The following is a 17134-nucleotide window of genomic DNA, read 5'->3' as shown; positions in this document are numbered from 1 at the left end:
ACATAGCCCTCTAATTTACAGAGGGCCTGTCGTTAACGTTCGACAATCTGGACAATTTGCTCTTTTGAAATACTCATTTCTTTACCATCCATGTCTTCATATTCGTACATACCCGTTTCCTCGTTCAGGTCTGGTTTACCGTAAGAGGTAATAATTTTCCCTTCATTTGTCGACATCAGATATTGGCTACTTCCGCATGCAGAAAGAAGTAATACAGTGGCAATAACAGTCAATACGCGCATAGAGTTTTCCTTTTAAACAAGTGAGTTAGGCAAAGACATCGATTTAACTATAGCAGAGGAAATATGAGTGGGTTTGAATACAATTGAAATGAAAAAGCCCAGTAGAAACTGGGCTTTGGTAGGAAGGGCGTTACGATTACTTCAAAACAGAAGTGTTAGTGACACCTGTTAGTGCGTCATCCATTAAGAAGTCAGTGTTTTCCATCTGCATCTCTACATGATGATCAATATCAGACAGAGTGCCATTTGGCGAAGCAAAAGTACTGTGCGATGCAGTAGCATTAAACTGTACAAAGCTCGCAGTTGCATTCACATCAGTGTCCGTACTGTTCACAGTCTTCAACCCTAGCTTATTAGCAAGCGGTTCAGTACCCGCGAATGGTGCATTTGGAACGCTGTTTGGTACTGTGCTATCGCCATCCACTTCTGTCATAAAGAATGGTGTCGTTAGCGAACCAGATGCCACTAAATCTGAAGCGTTTGTGAACGGATCGACAGTGTCTAGTGTAGTCTGTGCTGCATAGATAAATTGTGAGAAACCTGCTTCTAGCGCTGCTACTTGAGCTTCCGTTGCCGCAGCCTCAAATGCTTCGTAACATGTTTTATCTTCTAGATCCGCACATGATGCATCAGCGTAAGTCGCATAGTCTTTTGATGCTGCATAAGCGAGGTTATGTTTGATCTGAGGGCCGTAATTGTCTGAACCCAGTAACAAATTACCAATTTGTCCACCAGAGTTCTGTACTGATGCAGAACTAAAGGTGTACAGCGCATCGGCAGTAGGGCTGCCCAATGTATTGTTTGCTGCTGCGACGGCAGATGTAGCTACAATACCGCCAAGTGAATGACCTAGCATTTTGACCTTTGAACCCGTCATTGGGTTGAAGCCTTGCAGAGGACCTCCAGCTAAAAGACCGCCTTGAGCAGATACTACCAAGCTAGCGCGCAAACCTAACACATCCAGAACACTTTGACGTAGGTTGTCACGCGCAACGGCTAAGTTGGAAAGATTTAGATAAGCCAGTACATTCGCATTTGCGGAACGTTGTTCATCTAAGCTGCGCGTACCATGAATAGGTAAGTCAATAGCGATAACTGCCACACCTGCTTTTACCATATTGAACGCGAACGCGTACGCATTCTCTTTCGCTGAGGTGATGCCGTGTTGATAAATCACAACGTCTGTCGCGACGCCAGATTTAGGTGTGAAGACCAGTACTTCGACATCTTCAACCGATTTCACTACGGGAACAGGCGAGTAGCGAGTAATGATACGCTCACTATCAAGCTGGGTACCATCGGTAAGAGTAAGCTTAGCTCCAACAAGTTTTAGCTGCTCTGTAGGATCTGTAGCAAGCTTTGTCACATCAACAGGATCATTTGCAAAAACGCCTGTTGATAGCTGCTGAACCATGTTTGCTTGCTCGTTCGGATCCGCTAATGCTGCGCTTAGCTTCGCTAGGCTTGGCATCGCAGATACCATTGGTTGCATGTTCCAGCTTGCGCCTTTTTCCAGGTAATGAGGCAGTCTTACCACACCTTGTGTCACGCTTACATCGGCACCTGATTGCATGTAAAGGCCTTTAATTGCCGTTTTAGCTGCGTCTAGATCGCTAATGTATTTACTAAAGTCATCGTCAGAGTCTAGCGCAGTGCTAAAGTCTTGGGTTTCACCGAGCGTTATTGTGTAGGCCGTTGATAAGTCAACTGAACCTTCGTTTGAGTCATTTTTGTAAACGGTATTTAGTGTGTTTGCGCCGGTAGAAAAACCAGTAGCGGTTACTCCTTTGACTGCCGCTAACGTATCACCTACAGACTGGGTACTGAACCATGAGGAGTAAACGATGTCGTTAGGGTTTACTTTGGCGATACCAAAAATGCCTTCAACCGCCTGAGTGACTGCTTGAACAGAAGCAAGGTCGCCAGTTTCATAAACGATTTCTTTCGATTTACCAGTCGCATAACTTGCTGATGTACCAATTGGCTCACCATTCACGTCAGTAACATCTTGTGTAACCGCAAAAATGTACTCGCTTGACTCATCAAGTGCAGCCAAGAACTGGACGTATAGAGAGTTACCTTTTGCTTGAACTACGTAGTCCTGATTCTGAACGAGCACCTCTTCGATTGGGTTAGATTTACCGTCCCACTCGGTTAAGCGTTGGTTAATCTTGATGACTTTAACACCAGACGGCAACATGCCCGTTGCAAAACCATCGCCTTTAAAGTTCAGAACGATTGGCATAGACGTTGACCATCCATCCATCGTATTCATCGAGGCTCTAGGGTTGGTTAAAGCATCATCGCCATCAGTTGGCAGACCAAGCGTACCATCGCTTGTGTCCATTAATAAGTAAGACGGTGCCGGTACATCTGCGTTCGCTCCTTGAAGCGTAAAACTGATGGATGTTTCGCGATCAAGCAATGCTTGGACTTCATCTTCAAATTGAACTTTGTCGGAAGTACCAGAGCTGGAGGTATCATCACCACAACCAGCAAGAAGGATTGCAGAACAAAGCATTGATAATTTAAACGTGTGTTTCATTGGTTTACTCCGTAATCCCATTATTTGAAGGTGTAGTTCATCTGTACCGCGCTGATGTAAGCAGTACCTTCTGAGTCAAACTTAATCTCTTCACCCAGAGCATTTGTCTCAGTGAAAGAGCCTGATTTACTCTTAACAAGTGCAAAGCCTGCATCGAAAGTTAAATTCTCACTCATTGCGTAAGTTAGGCCCGCGCTGTACCAAAAACGGTCACTGTCAGGGATACTCAATGTCGCTTCACCTGCTTGTTCGTCGTACGCAAAGCCTGCACGGAATGTCCAGTCTGTATTAAGTATGTAAGTTGCACCAATGGAGTAGCGATTGTTGTCTTCATATTTCTCAGGTTTAAAGAAACATACTCCGTCATTACATTCGTTACTGGTCGCTTTTAGTTCTTTAAATGTGCTCCAGTCGGTTTGTTGCCAGCCGTAATGTACAGCCCATTGTTCATTCAATTGATGGAAAGCCGATAATTCGATAATTGAAGGAAGAGAGATTTTTAAACGGCCATCCACTTTTGGTGATGAAGCTCGACCAGAGTCGTAACTACTAAACTCACCGTCATCAAAATCTAGATCAACCTTAGAGCGGTAGCCAAAGCCAAAACGGTTGTTTTCATTTAGCTCAAATAAAGCGCCGACATTCCAACCCCAAGCGAAAGTTTCGCCTTCCATGCCGACAAGGTTATCGGACTTATTACCACCTAAAATACCGGCGAGTGCGCCTTTGTGACGAGTCAGCTCTGCTTCAGCGTATACGAGGTTGATACCACCACCGACACTGAAAGACTCGTTGATACGGTAAGCGACATTAGGGTTGATGTTTACTGAAAGTAGGGAAGTGTCACCCGCCATATCACCTGCGGAAATATCATTTGGATAGTCGGTAGCAACACCGTATGTTGTGAACATACCGATACCCCAAGCCCAGTTATCATTGATAGGGCTGATGTAATAACCTGCTGGCACGATCTGTAAAGGAGCGACATCTTTCGCGTGTTCATTGTTTACAGTGTCGTACACATCGACTTCAGGGTCGATGATAGATAACGCGCCCGAAAATTGAGCTTCTTTGAAAAGTGTCATTGCTGCAGGGTTACGAGCAAGGACGCTGGCATTATCTGCGACAGCCCCTTCACCTGAAAATGCTCGACCAAGACCAGATGCCGAATGTTCAGCTACCTGGAAGCCCGCTGAGTGGGCATTACACGCAAACAATATTGAAATTGTAAGCAGAGAGCAGTGCTTCTTGTTCATCCTTGACCCTCCTAGGGTGTCATAATGCTGGACCGAAGTCCTTGTAATTGTTGTGTGGTACTTACACCAATTGTTAATACGCGAAATACAACGATGATGTAAATGTAATGTTAATTGTATGTTTAATAACTTGTCAAAGTTTGAGCGTATTTTGCGTTTAAAATATGATGCATAGGTCAAACGATGGCTTGTAAGGGCATGTATTATCTTTATATTTTTGAAGAGAATGGTACGACCAGAATTGTTTTGCGAGCTTTATAGTTAAATAACGATCAAATCAAGAGATAGCTCGCTTTGCTGTTTCTTCACTTCACAGGCATAATTCGCGCTCGCTATGTAGTTATTCAATAGACGCAATAGGAACCGCATTGGAATTACTGAATGTTGAATTTTTAGGTCGTTCGCTAAGGCTCGAAGGATCGATGGCTGGGTGGCAGCAGTTATATTGGGATAATACGTTGGTGTCTCAAATCGATGCCAGTGACAATACCGCAGAGACTTGTCTACACCAGTTTAGGCTCTCTGCGGGTGAGGAAATCCTGAACTGTCATTTAGAGTGTTCTTTAACATGGCAACCGTTTGAATTGAGTTACAAGGTCACAATTAACGGTGAGCTCGTCAATGAAGGTTGTCGAAATGAAAAAGACATCGAGCGCCAAGTGCCAGAAGTTACGCCACCATCCGAAAAGCGTTTAAGTGTAATAGGCCTCGTATCTCTTGGGATGAAAGCACTTAAAAGTGCGAAAGTTATTAAAGTGGCGTTAGCGTCTGCAAGTCTCGCTGCATATTCTTGGCTATTTTCCATCGAGTTCGCGCTAGCGTTGATCGCTTGTTTGGTTTTTCATGAATATGGTCACATTAGAGCGATGAAGTATTTTGGAATGAAGACCAAAGGAATCTATTTGATTCCATTCCTAGGTGGTTTGGCGCTAAGTGACGAAAAGATAAACACGCGCTGGCAGGATGTGGTTATCTCAATCATGGGACCATTTTTCGGTTTAGTACTTAGTATTGTTTTTACTTTGCTTTATTGGATGACTGGTGAGGTGATCTTCGCTGGGCTTGCTGTGTTTAACGCCTTGCTAAACCTATTTAATCTGCTGCCTATTTTACCATTAGATGGTGGCCATGTGCTCAAAAGTATTACCTTCTCAATGAATACTTGGGTCGGGTTAGTTGGCAGTATTGCGACCGCTTTATTAGGCATTTTTATCAGTTACTATTTCGGTCTGACGTTGCTAGGGTTTTTATTGTTAATGGGAATGTTGGAAGTGGTGATGGAATGGAGAGCTCGACATCAAAGCCATTTATTGCCATTAACCCGTTATGGGCAGCTATTCTCACTGGCTTGGTACTTGGTCTCTGTCGGAGGTTTTGTTTCTATCATCTGGTATTTTGCCACTCTCGGAGATAGTTTGTTAAGTTTGCCGCTACAGATATTGGGCACTTGATTAGAATCATTAAAAGCTCCCTAGGGAGCTTTTTTATTTGGCAAGCTTAAGTAGTAGACGATAGTAGCAATGAATTAGCCACATCTTGGTGCTTTCGCGTTATACGCAGGCAGCTTATTTATGGTTGCTTGTAAATCTTTAATGCGCGTACTGTGCGATGGGTGGGTTGAGAAGAATTCAGGTGGTTGAGAACCACCTGATGCAGCACTCATATTTTTCCATAAATCGACACTTTGACGTGGGTCGAAACCTGCTTTTGCCATGAATTCCAGCCCGACAATATCAGCCTCAGATTCCTGAGTACGACCGTATGGCAAAATAACACCGTATTGGACACCGACACCAAGTGCCGCCATCGTCATTTGTTGATACTGTTTGTACTCGGAAGCTCCAATGGCAACGTTTGCTAGAGACAACCCGGCATTTGCTAACTGACTTTGTGAAAGACGTTCATTACTGTGGTCAGCGAGGACGTGAGCGACTTCGTGACCAATAACTGTTGCCAACTGATCTTGGTTTTTCGCGACATCTAAAAGCCCGGTATACACGCCGATCTTCCCACCTGGTAGAGCAAACGCATTGACTTGTTCACTATCAAAAACAACGACTTCCCAGTCTTTAAATCCAGATTGAGCGGGAATGGTGTCAGTGATGTGTTTGGCAACGCATTGAACGTAGGCATTCGTTTTGCGATCTTTGCTGATTGGGATATCTTTCTTCATTTGTTCGAAAGATTTAGCGCCAAGCGATGACATTTCCTGATCTGAAAACATCAGGATCTGGTTGCGACCCGTCGGTGATGCGCTACACGCTGTTAAACCCGCGATAGTTAAAAGAGCAGAGGCTTTCATCCATACCTTCATAACAGGCTCCATTTAATTTTTTGTTTTGAAGCAATAGTATATACCCAAATAGTAACATGATGCATGGATCAAGTTATTCATCTGATTAATAAAGAGGGTGAGATGTTACGTCTTGAAGTTATGCCCAAGTAGCGTCTATGCTAGCTTCCTAGCACATCGTTACAACCTAACAAACCAGTTTGTGAAACTAAGAGTAAAACAATGAGTATATGGAAAAAGCCCGTAAGCATAGAGATTCTGAATGCCACGTCAAAAAATACCCTGATCGAGCACCTACAAATTAAATATACAGATTTCACTGACGACTCCCTTACAGCAACCATGCCCGTATGCAGCTTTACTCATCAACCTTTAGGAATGCTTCACGGTGGTGCATCAGTCGTGCTCGCAGAAACATTAGGCTCATTGGCTGCAAACTTCTCTGTCGATGAAGGCAGCTACTGCGTCGGTTTAGATATTAACGCGAACCATGTGCGAGCCATGCGAAGTGGTCATGTGATTGGTACGGCAAAACCGCTTCATCTGGGTATTTCAACGCAAGTGTGGCAAATCGATATCACTGATGAGCGAGGCCGTTTAGTGTGTACCAGTCGCTTGACCATCGCTGTGAAACAACACAAAACAAAGTCGGTATAAACTAAGATGGTGATTGAGTTTTCATTAGGAAAAATCATTGCAACCCAGCGTGAAATAGTGATTAAGCTCTCCGGTAGTGCAATGGTAACCTTGCAAGCGCAAACCGATGCAATTCAGTTGCTGGGTAGAGGAGCGAACGTTGTTTTATCTCATGGAGCAGAGTGCAAATGGTCTATCAAGCTGGACAACGAGGAACAACTGGCTGAACTTTCGCGAGAAATTGGTATCGATATTCAATAATCTATAGTGTGATGTTTGCACTTTTTGGTAAAAATGAGGAAACTTAGCTTATCGACAACAAGATAAGAATTTCCTCTTTATGAGTAGCCCTCGTTTACGTGTTCAGTTCGAAACACTGTTTGAAAAATTTTCCGGTCACGATACGGACGTTCAGCTCGAAGACATCACCGAAGCGTTGTTTTGTACACGTCGTAATGCTCGTATTGTTCTAAATAAACTTGAAGAAGAGGGCTGGATTGAGTGGCATCCGGCAGCGGGTCGAGGAAAGCTTTCGAAACTCGTTTTTAAACGTAATCGAAGCGACGTCAGCGAAAACCTCGCCAGGCGTTATCTCGATGAAGGGAAAATCGGTCAGGCTCTAGATGCGCTTGATAACGATGCGGCACGATTGACGCAGGTTATCCAAGGTTATCTAGGGCTTCAACATCGACAGGGCGAGCAGGTCGTGCGTTTGCCTTATTATCGACCATTGTCGATGTTAAACCCGCAGAAACCGATGCGGCGTTCTGAACAGCACATCGCCAGACAAATTTTTAGCGGACTCACTCGCCTTGATGAAAATGAACAACTTCAACCAGATTTAGCCCACACGTGGGAAGCAATTTCTGATACACATTGGCGTTTTTATCTTCGTCGTGGAGTACGCTTTCATAACGGTGAACCGTTAACAACTAGTTGTGTTCTTGAAAGTGTGCTTGCGTTAAATAGCTTGAACTTGTTTTCTCACATAAAGCGGGTGTCTTCACCACAAGAGTGGACCGTTGATATTGAGCTCGTCCGTCCTGATCGCTACCTTCCTCTGGCTCTGAGTGAGTCGCAAGCAAAAATTTTGCTACCGAGTGCTTTGCGTTCTGAAAGCTTCGATAGACAACCGATAGGGACAGGGCCGTTCCAAGTTAAAATGAATGATGATAAGCGTCTTATTTTGACTGCTTTTGATGGCTACTTTGGTTTTCGCCCTTTACTTGACCAAGTGGAGGTGTGGGTAATCGATGAAGCCTATTCTTCAATGGTTTATCCAAGCCTGTCAAAGCCGAAGATGGATAAACAAGGTTCATCCGATGAAGTCGAGCTGGACCCTGGCTGTACATTCCTATTACTAAACAAAAACACCGGAATTGCAAAAGATCCACGTTGGGCAGAGTTCCTCTCGCAAACCCTCAACAGTCACCAGATTTACGCGCATGTTCCACAAGATAAAGTGATGGAACTGGGAGTATTGCAAGCCTTTGGCCTTAAGCCCGGTTGGATTGATCTCAGGCCAGCGGAAGCGGGCAGCGTACCACAGGCTAATAAGGTAATTTCCGTAGCGTATCAGAAAAAGCATCCGATGTTTCCAGTAGTTGCCAAGGCCATCAAGACACTCTTAAAACCGCACGGTATAGAGGTTGAGTTTATTCGTTATGATTCTCAACCGCCCGCGCCTGGGGAAGTGGATATCTGGGTGAAAGCTATGGGCATTGCAACGAACCGAAATGACGCGTTGGCGGGCTGGCTCCTGGATTACAGTGATATTGAGAAGTTCAGTTCAGGTTACGATTTTAGTGAATGGGCTAAACTTGTCGATCAATGGCGTGCCGGCATGCACACAGACTTTCCTGCGCGTGAGCTAGGACGACAGTTAGTAAAAAGCTGTCAGGTGATTCCTATGTTTCACTGCTGGCTAGGCGTGAATAAAGACCACAGCGGTGCGTTACAAAATGCAAAGTGTAATGCCTTAGGTTGGTTTGATTTTAATAATGTATGGGTCAAACCGGATATAGAAAGTAACCATGGCGAAACCGAATAAAAAACAACCGACGAAAACCGTCGATATCTTTTGCTCTAAATGTAAAACTCAACTATTTAAGTACCGTAAAGGCGGGAAAGGCGCACTGGTTAAATGCTTCAAAGAGCGCATTGTTGACGATTTCACACAAACCCCATGTATTTGCCCCGCTTGCGGACAAGAGTTTGCAAGAGATACTTTAGTAAGAGGAACCCCCGCTTACAAAATGATTGGCGGCAAAGTGACGATGAAATAATAAAGGGCTAGAAAATGAGTATGAAACATGACTATTGCATGGTTTTAAGTACAACCAGTAATGAAAAAAATCGAGATCAGATCATTAAAGGTTTGCTAGATGCTCAATTAGCCGCGTGTATTCAAACGATGCCTATTGAAAGTCACTATGTGTGGAAAGGGGAGATTTGTACTGACAACGAATGGTTGCTGGTGATCAAAACTCGTCGAGAACTTTATGAATTGGTGGAAGAGAAAATAGAAAACCTGCACGAATACGAGGTCGCTCAAATCGTACAGGTTCCAATTGTTGATGGGTTTAACCCTTATTTAGAATGGTTGAGAGAATCGACGTTGAGCCGACATTAAGAATAACGACAACACTGCACCAACGGTATCGCACAACATATCTTTCTGGGCGTCCCATATGTCACCTTGCGAGCCCAGAAAGGCAATTCCCTCATCGCCACCAGCCAACTCCGCATACCACCATTCGATAATCTCATAGCCAGCAGCAAGTGACATGATAGCAAACAAAGCAAACCAGCAAGAGAACGCTTTGTTGAACCGTTTTTTGTTTATCAAGTATTCAGCGATCGGATATGCGTAAAGGCCAATTGAAAAGTGCGCAACGCGATCAAAATTATTTCGCTCTGAACCAATCATGTCGTTAAACCAGTCAAACGGCACTTCGGAGAACGTATATTTCGCACCGATAGTGTGCAAACAGAGCCAGATGAACATTAAAAAGTAAGCCGTATTACTGAACTGATAGCGAATCGAAATCGCCCAAATAGCAACAAGAATACCAATCGCCGGGATAATCTCCGCAAACCAAACTGCACGTGAGTTAGGTTCCAACGCAGAAAATAAAAACACGATGGCATAAAAAATCGTTAATCCTAAGAGTGTCGAGGTGCTTTTCATAGAGTTATTTGATCCTTCAATTTATCTTACAGTGGGACTCCATAGATTGTGTTAATGATTGCACTTAATTGAACGGTGTGCAATTGATATTTTAATGGGTTTTTTGATCACTGAAAATGTTGATTTATTGGCAAACTGCTCAACATTAAAACGTTTGCGCGTGCACTTTTCATTAAAGTTTGATTTACAACATGCCCATCCATAGAATCCATGATTCAGTCTAATAAAAAAGAAGTAAAGCCATGAAACTGGAAACTGTCGATTATCTTGCTGACGATGCTGCTCAACAGTTCGTTACCTCTCTACGAGAAACGGGGTTTGGTGTGTTGAAAAACCACCCGATTCCACAAGAGCTTGTAGAGTCAATTTACAAAAACTGGCATGAGTTTTTCTGTTCAGATCAAAAGAATGATTTTCACTTTAACGTAGACACCCAAGATGGCTACTTCCCACCTTCTGTGTCTGAAGTGGCGAAAGGGCACAAAGTGAAAGACATCAAAGAGTACTTTCATGTTTACCCTTGGGGGCAGATCCCAGAGCAGCTTAAAGCTGAAATCTTAGAGTACTACGAGCGTGCCAATGCATTTGCTCAAGAGCTATTAGGTTGGGTTGAAGCGTACGCACCTAAGGACGTTCAAGAGAAGTTCTCTATCGCGTTGTCAGAAATGATCAATAACAGTGACAAAACATTACTACGCGTGCTTCACTACCCACCGATGACAGGCGAAGAAGAGCCAGGCGCTATTCGTGCTGCTGCGCATGAAGACATTAACCTGTTAACGGTTTTGCCTGCTGCTAATGAACCTGGACTGCAAGTAAAGAGTAAAGAGGGTGATTGGATCGATGTACCATGTGACTTCGGGAACTTAATCATCAACATTGGTGATATGCTTCAAGAAGCGTCAGGTGGTTATTTCCCTTCAACGACTCACCGTGTAATCAACCCTACGGGTGGCCGTCAAGAAAAGTCACGTATCTCATTACCGTTGTTCCTGCATCCAAAGCCGGAAGTGGTGTTATCTGAGCGCTACACTGCACATAGCTACCTTATGGAACGTTTACGTGAGCTAGGGGTTATTTAACCTTTACGTGATCTCCTTACAAAGGCCGATGGTGAATGACTATCGGCCTTTTTGCATTTATGCTACAAAGTGGAAACTATGTTTTTTGTGCCGTGAATGGGGCCCTAAACTCGTGTCAGAGAGGATGAATGGAAGGACAACGTACTGTCAATAGTATTGAGCCTCATGCAATAGAAAATCCGCTGCTTTGGCCAATGTTAGAAATTCTGAGAAAACAGCCCTCTAATTGGAAAGTGCACACCTTGGCAAGCTCGTTGGGTGAACAAGGTTATATTTCAAAGCTGGACGACTCTCCCGATAAGGATTTATTCAAAAGAAATTTCCTGATCATGAATGCATTATATCAACTGCAAGACACTCTGTATCCGGATAGTTGGCTTCAAGTCGAAGCCATGGATATTCAGCTCATGTCTTCGATGGAAGCTTTGAGGCATAAGATCGATATTCATGATCCTTTGCGTGAGTATTACTTAGATTGGCGCAATTACGAAGCGGATGAAGATGAAGTGCGTCGACTGTTGAATGAATTTTGGACAACTTATCAAAAGTTCATCGGTGGTTCGTCAGTAGCCAGCGTAGATAAGACAAAGGCACTGTCACTATTTGAACTTAACACTGACGCTACGCCTGCGGAAATTAGAAAACAATGGCGAAAACTCGCGCTTCGTTGGCATCCTGATCGAGAAAATGGCGATGCAGAAAGATTTAGAGTTCTTTGTGAAGCGTGGAATGTACTGAGAAACGAATGATTCGCTAAGAATAAAGATAAAGGAAGGCAGCTAACTATAGCTGCCTTTTGATTGAACTGTCTCTGTCAGCGTATCAAAACTAGCATGATGACTTAAACTGAGATTTTCGCATGCGGTTGAGGGCAGCCATAACGTCTAGTGTGCGTGGTTTGGCTAAGTCGCCTTGCTTAGGAAGAGCGGCATGCCACTCACCAGACAGCATTTCTTCAATCTCCTTCGCCGGATGATTACACCAACCTGGAAGTTGAGCAATTTGGAACCATAACCAGCCAATTGTGTTGACTTCATCGGCTGACTCTATCTGTTCCAAAGCGCTAAGATCAGTAAACTCTTTACCAAATCGAAGTGACTCTTTGCCTTTCGCATTCACACGGAACTTGCCGTCAGTCAGAATATTCATCAACGCAACGCGGTTCAGTGCTCGAGGTGGGAAGGTCTGTAAACGTTCTTCTGACTCGTTATGGCGTTGAGTAGGGTGCTGAGCGATAACTTCTTTCGCTTTTTCAGTCACATCAACGGCTTGGTAGTCGTGCATTTGAATGACGGTATCGGCAACGTCTAAGTAGTCGCCCGACCCACCCATAACGATAATGGTAGAGATATCAAGATCATCTCGTAATTGACCAATGCGGTCGACGAGAGGAGTAATTGGCTCATCACCTTTTGCCACCAATGCCTGCATACGCTCATCTCTAATCATGAAGTTGGTAGCAGAAGTATCTTCATCAATCAATAATGTGCTTGAACCGGCTTCAATAGACTCTTGAAGCCAAGCGGCTTGCGACGTTGAGCCTGATGCGTCTTGAGTAGAAAAGTCCGCCGTATCTTTACCCATTGGTAAATGGTTGATGTAGTTCGACAGGTTCAAGTGGTGTACGCATCGGCCATCTTCGGCACGAATCTTCATAGCCTTGTTATCGGCAACAATGTATTCGCGACCATCTCCTGGAATATGATCGTAAATTGAACGCTCTATTGCATTTAATAAGGTAGATTTACCGTGGAAGCCGCCACCTACGATCAGTGTGATACCTTTTGGAATTCCTAATCCTGTGACATGGCCCTTGTTTGGCGCATGTAAAGTGACTTGTAGAGATTCAGGGGCTTTAAACTCAACGGCTTCTTTCATAGGAAGGTCGCAATTACCTGCAATTCGAGGAAGGATACTGCCGTTTGCGACAAACGCGACTAAGTTATTGGCCTCCAACTGTTCTCGCAGGGCATCTTGGTCTTCAACAACTTGGCAGTGCTTAATTAAAGCGGCTTTGTCGAGTTCACGCTCTAAAGTTGCTCGACGGATAAACTTAGGCAGGTGGAAAGTCAGTATGTTGTTGGCTTTTTTCCCCAATACTGAACGACCTTCGGCTGGTAAGTTAACTCGAAAACGCAGTTCAATACCTTCTTCAGTAAACAACACCGCGGTGCTATCCAGTACAGTTTGGCCTGTCAGTGAAATTGATACTGAGTTTTCTTGTTTAGCAAACTGTTCAAAACTACGCGCAATAAAATCACGTGCAGCTCTTTGAAATGCAGGAGACTCGTCTCTTAGCCACTCAAGACCAGTCAAAGACCATGCGCGAGTCGCACGAAAACGTGACGCCGATGCATAAGGGTCACCCTGTACATGATCGATAAACAAAGTGAAATCAGTTAAGTCGTATTGACCTTTGATTTGCTGATAAGCTCGATAGTTCTGCTTTTCAATTTTCTTAAGCGTGGCAGTCAACTGATCCATGAAGATATTAGCCTTTTAATAGAAGCGGGCGGCGATTATAGAAACCACCGCCCTCATAGTAAAGAGAATGCTTAGGAAGAGTAGGCGTATTGCCCGCCAGAAAGGCGCTGATTAAACAAACTTTGCTCAAATTCATTACAAGGCATAGGTTTACCATAAAGAAAACCTTGTCCGATATCACAGCCCTCACCAATGAGAAACTGCTCTTGTTGGGGAGATTCAATGCCTTCGATCACGACTTGGAGTTCCAGTTTTTTCGCAATGTGTATGATAGAACAAATTATCGCGCGATCATCGTCCGACTTTTCCATTTGCTGGACGAAGCTTTTATCAATTTTGATGGCATCAAATGGATATTTCTTTAAATAGCTGAACGAGGCATATCCTGTACCAAAATCATCAAGTGACAATGTCACACCTAGTTTGTGCAACTTATTTAACGTTGTGCGTGCTACTATTTCATCGGCAATTAGAGCGCTCTCGGTTACTTCGAGTTCGAGAAAGTGTGCTGGCAAATGGAAAGTGTCGAGTAGGTGTTGCACTTGTTCTGCAAAATTTACGTTTTGTAATTGAATGGGAGAAACGTTGACGGCAATTTTGAAGTTATCGATTAACTCAGACCATTGTTTCGCTTTGTCTATCGCGGTACGCAGAACAAAAGAGCCAACTTCAAAGATAAGCCCGTTTTGTTCGGCCATATGTATCAATGCTTCGTTGGAAACGTCGCCAAGTATTGGATGTCTCCAGCGAAGCAAGGCTTCTGCGCCAATCCATTTACGTGTTTTGGAGTCTACTTGAGGTTGAAAGTACAACACTAAATCGTCGTTACGCACTGCTTGTAAAAGGTAACTTTCCAGTTCATTGTGACTATTGAGATCCGCCGAATGATTTTCTCTAAAATAACTAAAAGGTTCGCCGGATTCTTTACATAGAAGCATCGCGTAACATGCATGTTGAAGGATACGCTTAGCATTGCTGCAATCTTTGTAAGCTTGAACTATACCGATATACGTGTGCAAATGTATTTCTGTTTTGTTGAAGACAAATCCATCTACGCTAATTTTAGTGATATCATCTAATAGTTGATTTAACCGAGCTTCAATATCCTCTCCCCAAATCAATAAAACCATGTCATTCGAACTTGGTCTACCAGTGATAAATCCGCTAGCACCGTGTCTGGTTAATCTGGAGTGAAATTCTTTTAAAATGTTGTCAAAGACCTCGAACCCGTGCCTGGTCTGAATACTGCGAGCGTTACTAAAACCAATGTTGATGACCACAAGCGATTGCTGATCACTATCAAGGGACTGTAAGGTGTATTGGACAATGTTCTCAAGTGCAGAGCGATTTAGAAACCCAGTTCCCTGATCATGTGTTTTTTGGTAGCTCACTTGTTTTTCCGCGGCTTTACGGCGATCAATTTCTTGTGTTAAGGAGTAACTTAACTGGGCTAAATCCGTGGTACGATTTTCAATTCGACTCTTTAGCTCGGTGTTAAGTCGCTGAAGTTTATGTTGTTGGTACACAACTGAAAGCTGTGCTTCGATTGAATCTTTGAAAGTTTCAAGCAACTGACGGTAACTATCGTTGTACTCGTTTCTCTCAGAGTCAAGCATACAGATTGTTCCAAATGTTTCCCCATTTGGCCAGAATAGCGGTAAGCCGCAATAAGAAATCATGCCTAGTTTGATGTCTGGGTTATTTTGCCATTCTTCATCTTCAAGCGCATTGGGGATTACAAGCTCGCCTTTCTGTTCTATAACTTGCTCGCAATACAAACCGTTACCAAGCAGCTCTGCATCGCCAGTACGATAAGGATTACCTAGAGTTTCGCTAGATGTATTTACTTCTATGCGATCCGGATGGATACGCATAATTAATGTGGTGGGTACGTGTGTTATTTGAGCCAGTAAGTTGACGATTTCCTGCCAACTTCTTCGCATAGACTCAGGGATTTCGTAGTCTAATGTTTGCAATCTCCCCATATAGGTCATCCTTTACGTGGTTTCACTTCCTGTGAATTAAAAATGCAGACTGCTCTATTTTGTTCTCGCTTTTTAATTAAGTATAGGGTGGCTAGGGCTCGAAACAAAAAAAGTCCTGAAAAGTGTTCAGGACTAGGAATAGTTGTCACATATCTCATCCTTGAAACAGGTAACAAGCATCAAGGCTTAAGCGACATTAACGATTCAATAGAAATGTCTTGCGAATAGTCGACATATTCAAAGTTAAAGCCATTGAGCTTCATAAACTCATCTTTAAAACCTTGGTAATCACCAATCTCTTTAAAGTTTTCAGCATTCATCTGTTCTAAAAGAGCGTGGACTTCTTGTTGAACTTGCGGTTCAAGTTCCAAGTCATCTATTCGAATCAAGCGTTCGCCGTCAACTGGCACTTTCTCTTGATCGTATAACTTCGTAGTAAACAGTCGCTGCATTTGTTCAATACAGCGTTCGTGAGTACCTTTTTCCTTCATCACTCGATAAAGCGCTAACAGGTAGGGACTTAGCGCAGGGATGAATACACTGGCTTTCGTCACCAACGCCTTACACACGGTTGCGTAAGCACCGCCGTCAAAGTTGGCGAGTTTGAGGTTTAATGAATGACTGGTTTGGTGTAAATCGATTTTCGCTCGACCTAACGTACCATCGAGATAAATTGGGTGCGTGATGTCAGGGCCCATGTAAGAAAAGGCGATGGTTTTGCAGCCGTTTGCGATAGAGTCGTTATTGATGAGTGTGTCAATCCAGCTTTCCCAGTCTTCGCCGCCCATTACTTTAATGGTGGCATTGGCTTCCTCTTCTGTTGCAGGCGTTAAGGTGGTTTCTATCCACTTATCGTTCTCCAGCATGATAGAAGCGCCAGTGACAGGTTCACCAATAGGTTTAATGACACTGCGCCAAAACTCATCAGATTCAGGTTTAGGTCGAACACCGGTTGCCAAGCTATAGATGACTAAGTCAACTTCACCCTCAAAGTACGTTTCAATGGCTTCAATCACTTGATTGCGCACCGAACCAGAGAATGCATCGCCAACAATATTTATTGCGGTACGCCCGGCTTGATTTGCTTCTTGCTTAAAAAAGACGTTGTTATACCAACCCGCACTCCCAACCCCTTTCTCTGAAGGGCCACGCTCAAATGAGACGCCAATGGTATCGGCGTTAGCGCCACCGAACGTTAGGGCTATTCGTGCCGCTAGGCCGAAACCAGAGGAGGCACCAATAATCAAAACCCGTTTTGGGCCTTTTTTGATCTGTGGGGCGTGCTTTACGTATTCAATTTGCTCTTTAATAGATGCATGACACCCTTTGGGGTGCGCAGAGCGAGCAACAACACCTTGAATTAACGGTTCTATTCGCATGTTGTTATCTATCCTCGATGAGTGGAATTGAAAATAGATTAA

The 17134-nt window shown here is 43.8% G+C and carries 16 protein-coding genes; 8 read left to right on the top strand and 8 right to left on the bottom strand.

Features of this window, described 5'->3' with window-relative positions:
• Positions 1-32 precede the first annotated feature (32 nt).
• The 3 genes from R7P72_RS00695 to R7P72_RS00685 form a co-directional block, all read right to left on the bottom strand.
• Positions 33-242, bottom strand: a complete 210-nt coding sequence (locus R7P72_RS00695; RefSeq protein ID WP_017634171.1) for a YgdI/YgdR family lipoprotein — start codon at positions 240-242, stop codon at positions 33-35.
• A gap of 136 nt (positions 243-378) precedes the next feature.
• Positions 379-2787: a VolA/Pla-1 family phospholipase gene (locus R7P72_RS00690; RefSeq protein WP_258460730.1), complete on the bottom strand. Its 2409-nt coding sequence runs from the start codon at positions 2785-2787 to the stop codon at positions 379-381.
• Positions 2788-2807: 20 nt separating this feature from the next.
• The gene (locus tag R7P72_RS00685) at positions 2808-4043 is read right to left on the bottom strand and encodes an outer membrane protein transport protein (RefSeq protein ID WP_005376347.1); all 1236 of its coding nucleotides are present in this window, start codon (positions 4041-4043) and stop codon (positions 2808-2810) included.
• Between the two features lie 422 nt (positions 4044-4465).
• Between R7P72_RS00685 and R7P72_RS00680 the strand changes: the two genes are divergently transcribed.
• Entirely contained in the window at positions 4466-5494 is a 1029-nt protein-coding gene (locus R7P72_RS00680) for a site-2 protease family protein (protein ID WP_225452562.1), read from the top strand.
• A gap of 74 nt (positions 5495-5568) precedes the next feature.
• On the opposite strand, the gene R7P72_RS00675 is transcribed toward R7P72_RS00680, so the two are convergent.
• Complete coding sequence (locus R7P72_RS00675) at positions 5569-6357, bottom strand: M48 family metallopeptidase (RefSeq protein WP_017634168.1); 789 nt, start codon at positions 6355-6357, stop codon at positions 5569-5571.
• Positions 6358-6558: 201 nt separating this feature from the next.
• On the opposite strand from R7P72_RS00675, the gene R7P72_RS00670 reads away from it, so the two are divergent.
• The 5 genes from R7P72_RS00670 (at position 6559) to cutA (ending at position 9604) form a co-directional block, all read left to right on the top strand.
• Positions 6559-6993 (top strand): hotdog fold thioesterase, encoded by a 435-nt coding sequence (locus tag R7P72_RS00670; RefSeq protein WP_005376340.1) that lies wholly within the window; start codon positions 6559-6561, stop codon positions 6991-6993.
• 6 nt (positions 6994-6999) lie between these two features.
• A complete protein-coding gene (locus R7P72_RS00665) occupies positions 7000-7233 on the top strand; it encodes a DUF3389 domain-containing protein (RefSeq protein ID WP_005376338.1) in 234 nt (77 codons plus the stop codon).
• A 79-nt stretch (positions 7234-7312) separates the two neighbouring features.
• A complete protein-coding gene (locus R7P72_RS00660) occupies positions 7313-9022 on the top strand; it encodes an SgrR family transcriptional regulator (RefSeq protein WP_005376336.1) in 1710 nt (569 codons plus the stop codon).
• On the top strand, positions 9006-9257 hold the full coding sequence (locus R7P72_RS00655; protein ID WP_005376334.1) for a hypothetical protein: 252 nt from the start codon (positions 9006-9008) through the stop codon (positions 9255-9257). Before R7P72_RS00660 ends, R7P72_RS00655 begins: the two co-directional genes overlap by 17 nt.
• A gap of 14 nt (positions 9258-9271) precedes the next feature.
• Positions 9272-9604 (top strand): divalent-cation tolerance protein CutA, encoded by a 333-nt coding sequence (gene cutA, locus R7P72_RS00650; protein WP_005376332.1) that lies wholly within the window; start codon positions 9272-9274, stop codon positions 9602-9604.
• On the opposite strand, the gene R7P72_RS00645 is transcribed toward cutA, so the two are convergent.
• Entirely contained in the window at positions 9566-10162 is a 597-nt protein-coding gene (locus R7P72_RS00645) for a DUF2238 domain-containing protein (protein WP_005376330.1), read from the bottom strand. The two genes, cutA and R7P72_RS00645, sit on opposite strands and share 39 nt — an antisense overlap.
• A 242-nt stretch (positions 10163-10404) precedes the next feature.
• Here R7P72_RS00645 and R7P72_RS00640 point away from each other — a divergent pair, with 242 nt between their 5' ends.
• On the top strand, positions 10405-11244 hold the full coding sequence (locus tag R7P72_RS00640; protein ID WP_005376329.1) for an isopenicillin N synthase family dioxygenase: 840 nt from the start codon (positions 10405-10407) through the stop codon (positions 11242-11244).
• Positions 11245-11372: 128 nt separating this feature from the next.
• Positions 11373-11993, top strand: a complete 621-nt coding sequence (locus R7P72_RS00635; RefSeq protein ID WP_005376328.1) for a DNA-J related domain-containing protein — start codon at positions 11373-11375, stop codon at positions 11991-11993.
• A 79-nt stretch (positions 11994-12072) separates the two neighbouring features.
• Here the strand turns inward: R7P72_RS00635 and R7P72_RS00630 are convergent, their stop codons facing one another.
• The 3 genes from R7P72_RS00630 to fabV form a co-directional block, all read right to left on the bottom strand.
• Complete coding sequence (locus R7P72_RS00630) at positions 12073-13728, bottom strand: ABC-ATPase domain-containing protein (protein ID WP_005376327.1); 1656 nt, start codon at positions 13726-13728, stop codon at positions 12073-12075.
• A 71-nt stretch (positions 13729-13799) separates the two neighbouring features.
• A complete protein-coding gene (locus tag R7P72_RS00625; RefSeq protein WP_005376326.1) occupies positions 13800-15713 on the bottom strand; it encodes a sensor domain-containing phosphodiesterase in 1914 nt (637 codons plus the stop codon).
• 179 nt (positions 15714-15892) lie between these two features.
• Positions 15893-17092 carry an enoyl-ACP reductase FabV gene (gene fabV / locus R7P72_RS00620; protein WP_005376325.1) on the bottom strand — a complete coding sequence of 400 codons (1200 nt, stop codon included), beginning with the start codon at positions 17090-17092 and terminating at the stop codon, positions 15893-15895.
• Between the last annotated feature and the right edge of the window lie 42 nt (positions 17093-17134).

This window comes from Vibrio sp. Vb0888 (genome assembly GCF_033338835.1).
Taxonomy (GTDB): Bacteria; Pseudomonadota; Gammaproteobacteria; order Enterobacterales; family Vibrionaceae; genus Vibrio; species Vibrio alginolyticus.
This window is presented reverse-complemented; position numbering and strand designations above follow the sequence as displayed.

Coding starts and splice junctions, on each gene's coding strand:
- R7P72_RS00635 (WP_005376328.1), top strand. CDS start 11,373: ATGGAAGGACAACGTACTGTCAATAGTATTGAGCCTCATGCAATAGAA.
- R7P72_RS00675 (WP_017634168.1), bottom strand. CDS start 6,357: ATGAAGGTATGGATGAAAGCCTCTGCTCTTTTAACTATCGCGGGTTTA.
- R7P72_RS00670 (WP_005376340.1), top strand. CDS start 6,559: ATGAGTATATGGAAAAAGCCCGTAAGCATAGAGATTCTGAATGCCACG.
- R7P72_RS00660 (WP_005376336.1), top strand. CDS start 7,313: ATGAGTAGCCCTCGTTTACGTGTTCAGTTCGAAACACTGTTTGAAAAA.
- fabV (WP_005376325.1), bottom strand. CDS start 17,092: ATGCGAATAGAACCGTTAATTCAAGGTGTTGTTGCTCGCTCTGCGCAC.
- R7P72_RS00695 (WP_017634171.1), bottom strand. CDS start 242: ATGCGCGTATTGACTGTTATTGCCACTGTATTACTTCTTTCTGCATGC.
- R7P72_RS00685 (WP_005376347.1), bottom strand. CDS start 4,043: ATGAACAAGAAGCACTGCTCTCTGCTTACAATTTCAATATTGTTTGCG.
- R7P72_RS00655 (WP_005376334.1), top strand. CDS start 9,006: ATGGCGAAACCGAATAAAAAACAACCGACGAAAACCGTCGATATCTTT.
- R7P72_RS00645 (WP_005376330.1), bottom strand. CDS start 10,162: ATGAAAAGCACCTCGACACTCTTAGGATTAACGATTTTTTATGCCATC.
- cutA (WP_005376332.1), top strand. CDS start 9,272: ATGAGTATGAAACATGACTATTGCATGGTTTTAAGTACAACCAGTAAT.
- R7P72_RS00625 (WP_005376326.1), bottom strand. CDS start 15,713: ATGGGGAGATTGCAAACATTAGACTACGAAATCCCTGAGTCTATGCGA.
- R7P72_RS00680 (WP_225452562.1), top strand. CDS start 4,466: ATGGCTGGGTGGCAGCAGTTATATTGGGATAATACGTTGGTGTCTCAA.
- R7P72_RS00630 (WP_005376327.1), bottom strand. CDS start 13,728: ATGGATCAGTTGACTGCCACGCTTAAGAAAATTGAAAAGCAGAACTAT.
- R7P72_RS00665 (WP_005376338.1), top strand. CDS start 7,000: ATGGTGATTGAGTTTTCATTAGGAAAAATCATTGCAACCCAGCGTGAA.
- R7P72_RS00690 (WP_258460730.1), bottom strand. CDS start 2,787: ATGAAACACACGTTTAAATTATCAATGCTTTGTTCTGCAATCCTTCTT.
- R7P72_RS00640 (WP_005376329.1), top strand. CDS start 10,405: ATGAAACTGGAAACTGTCGATTATCTTGCTGACGATGCTGCTCAACAG.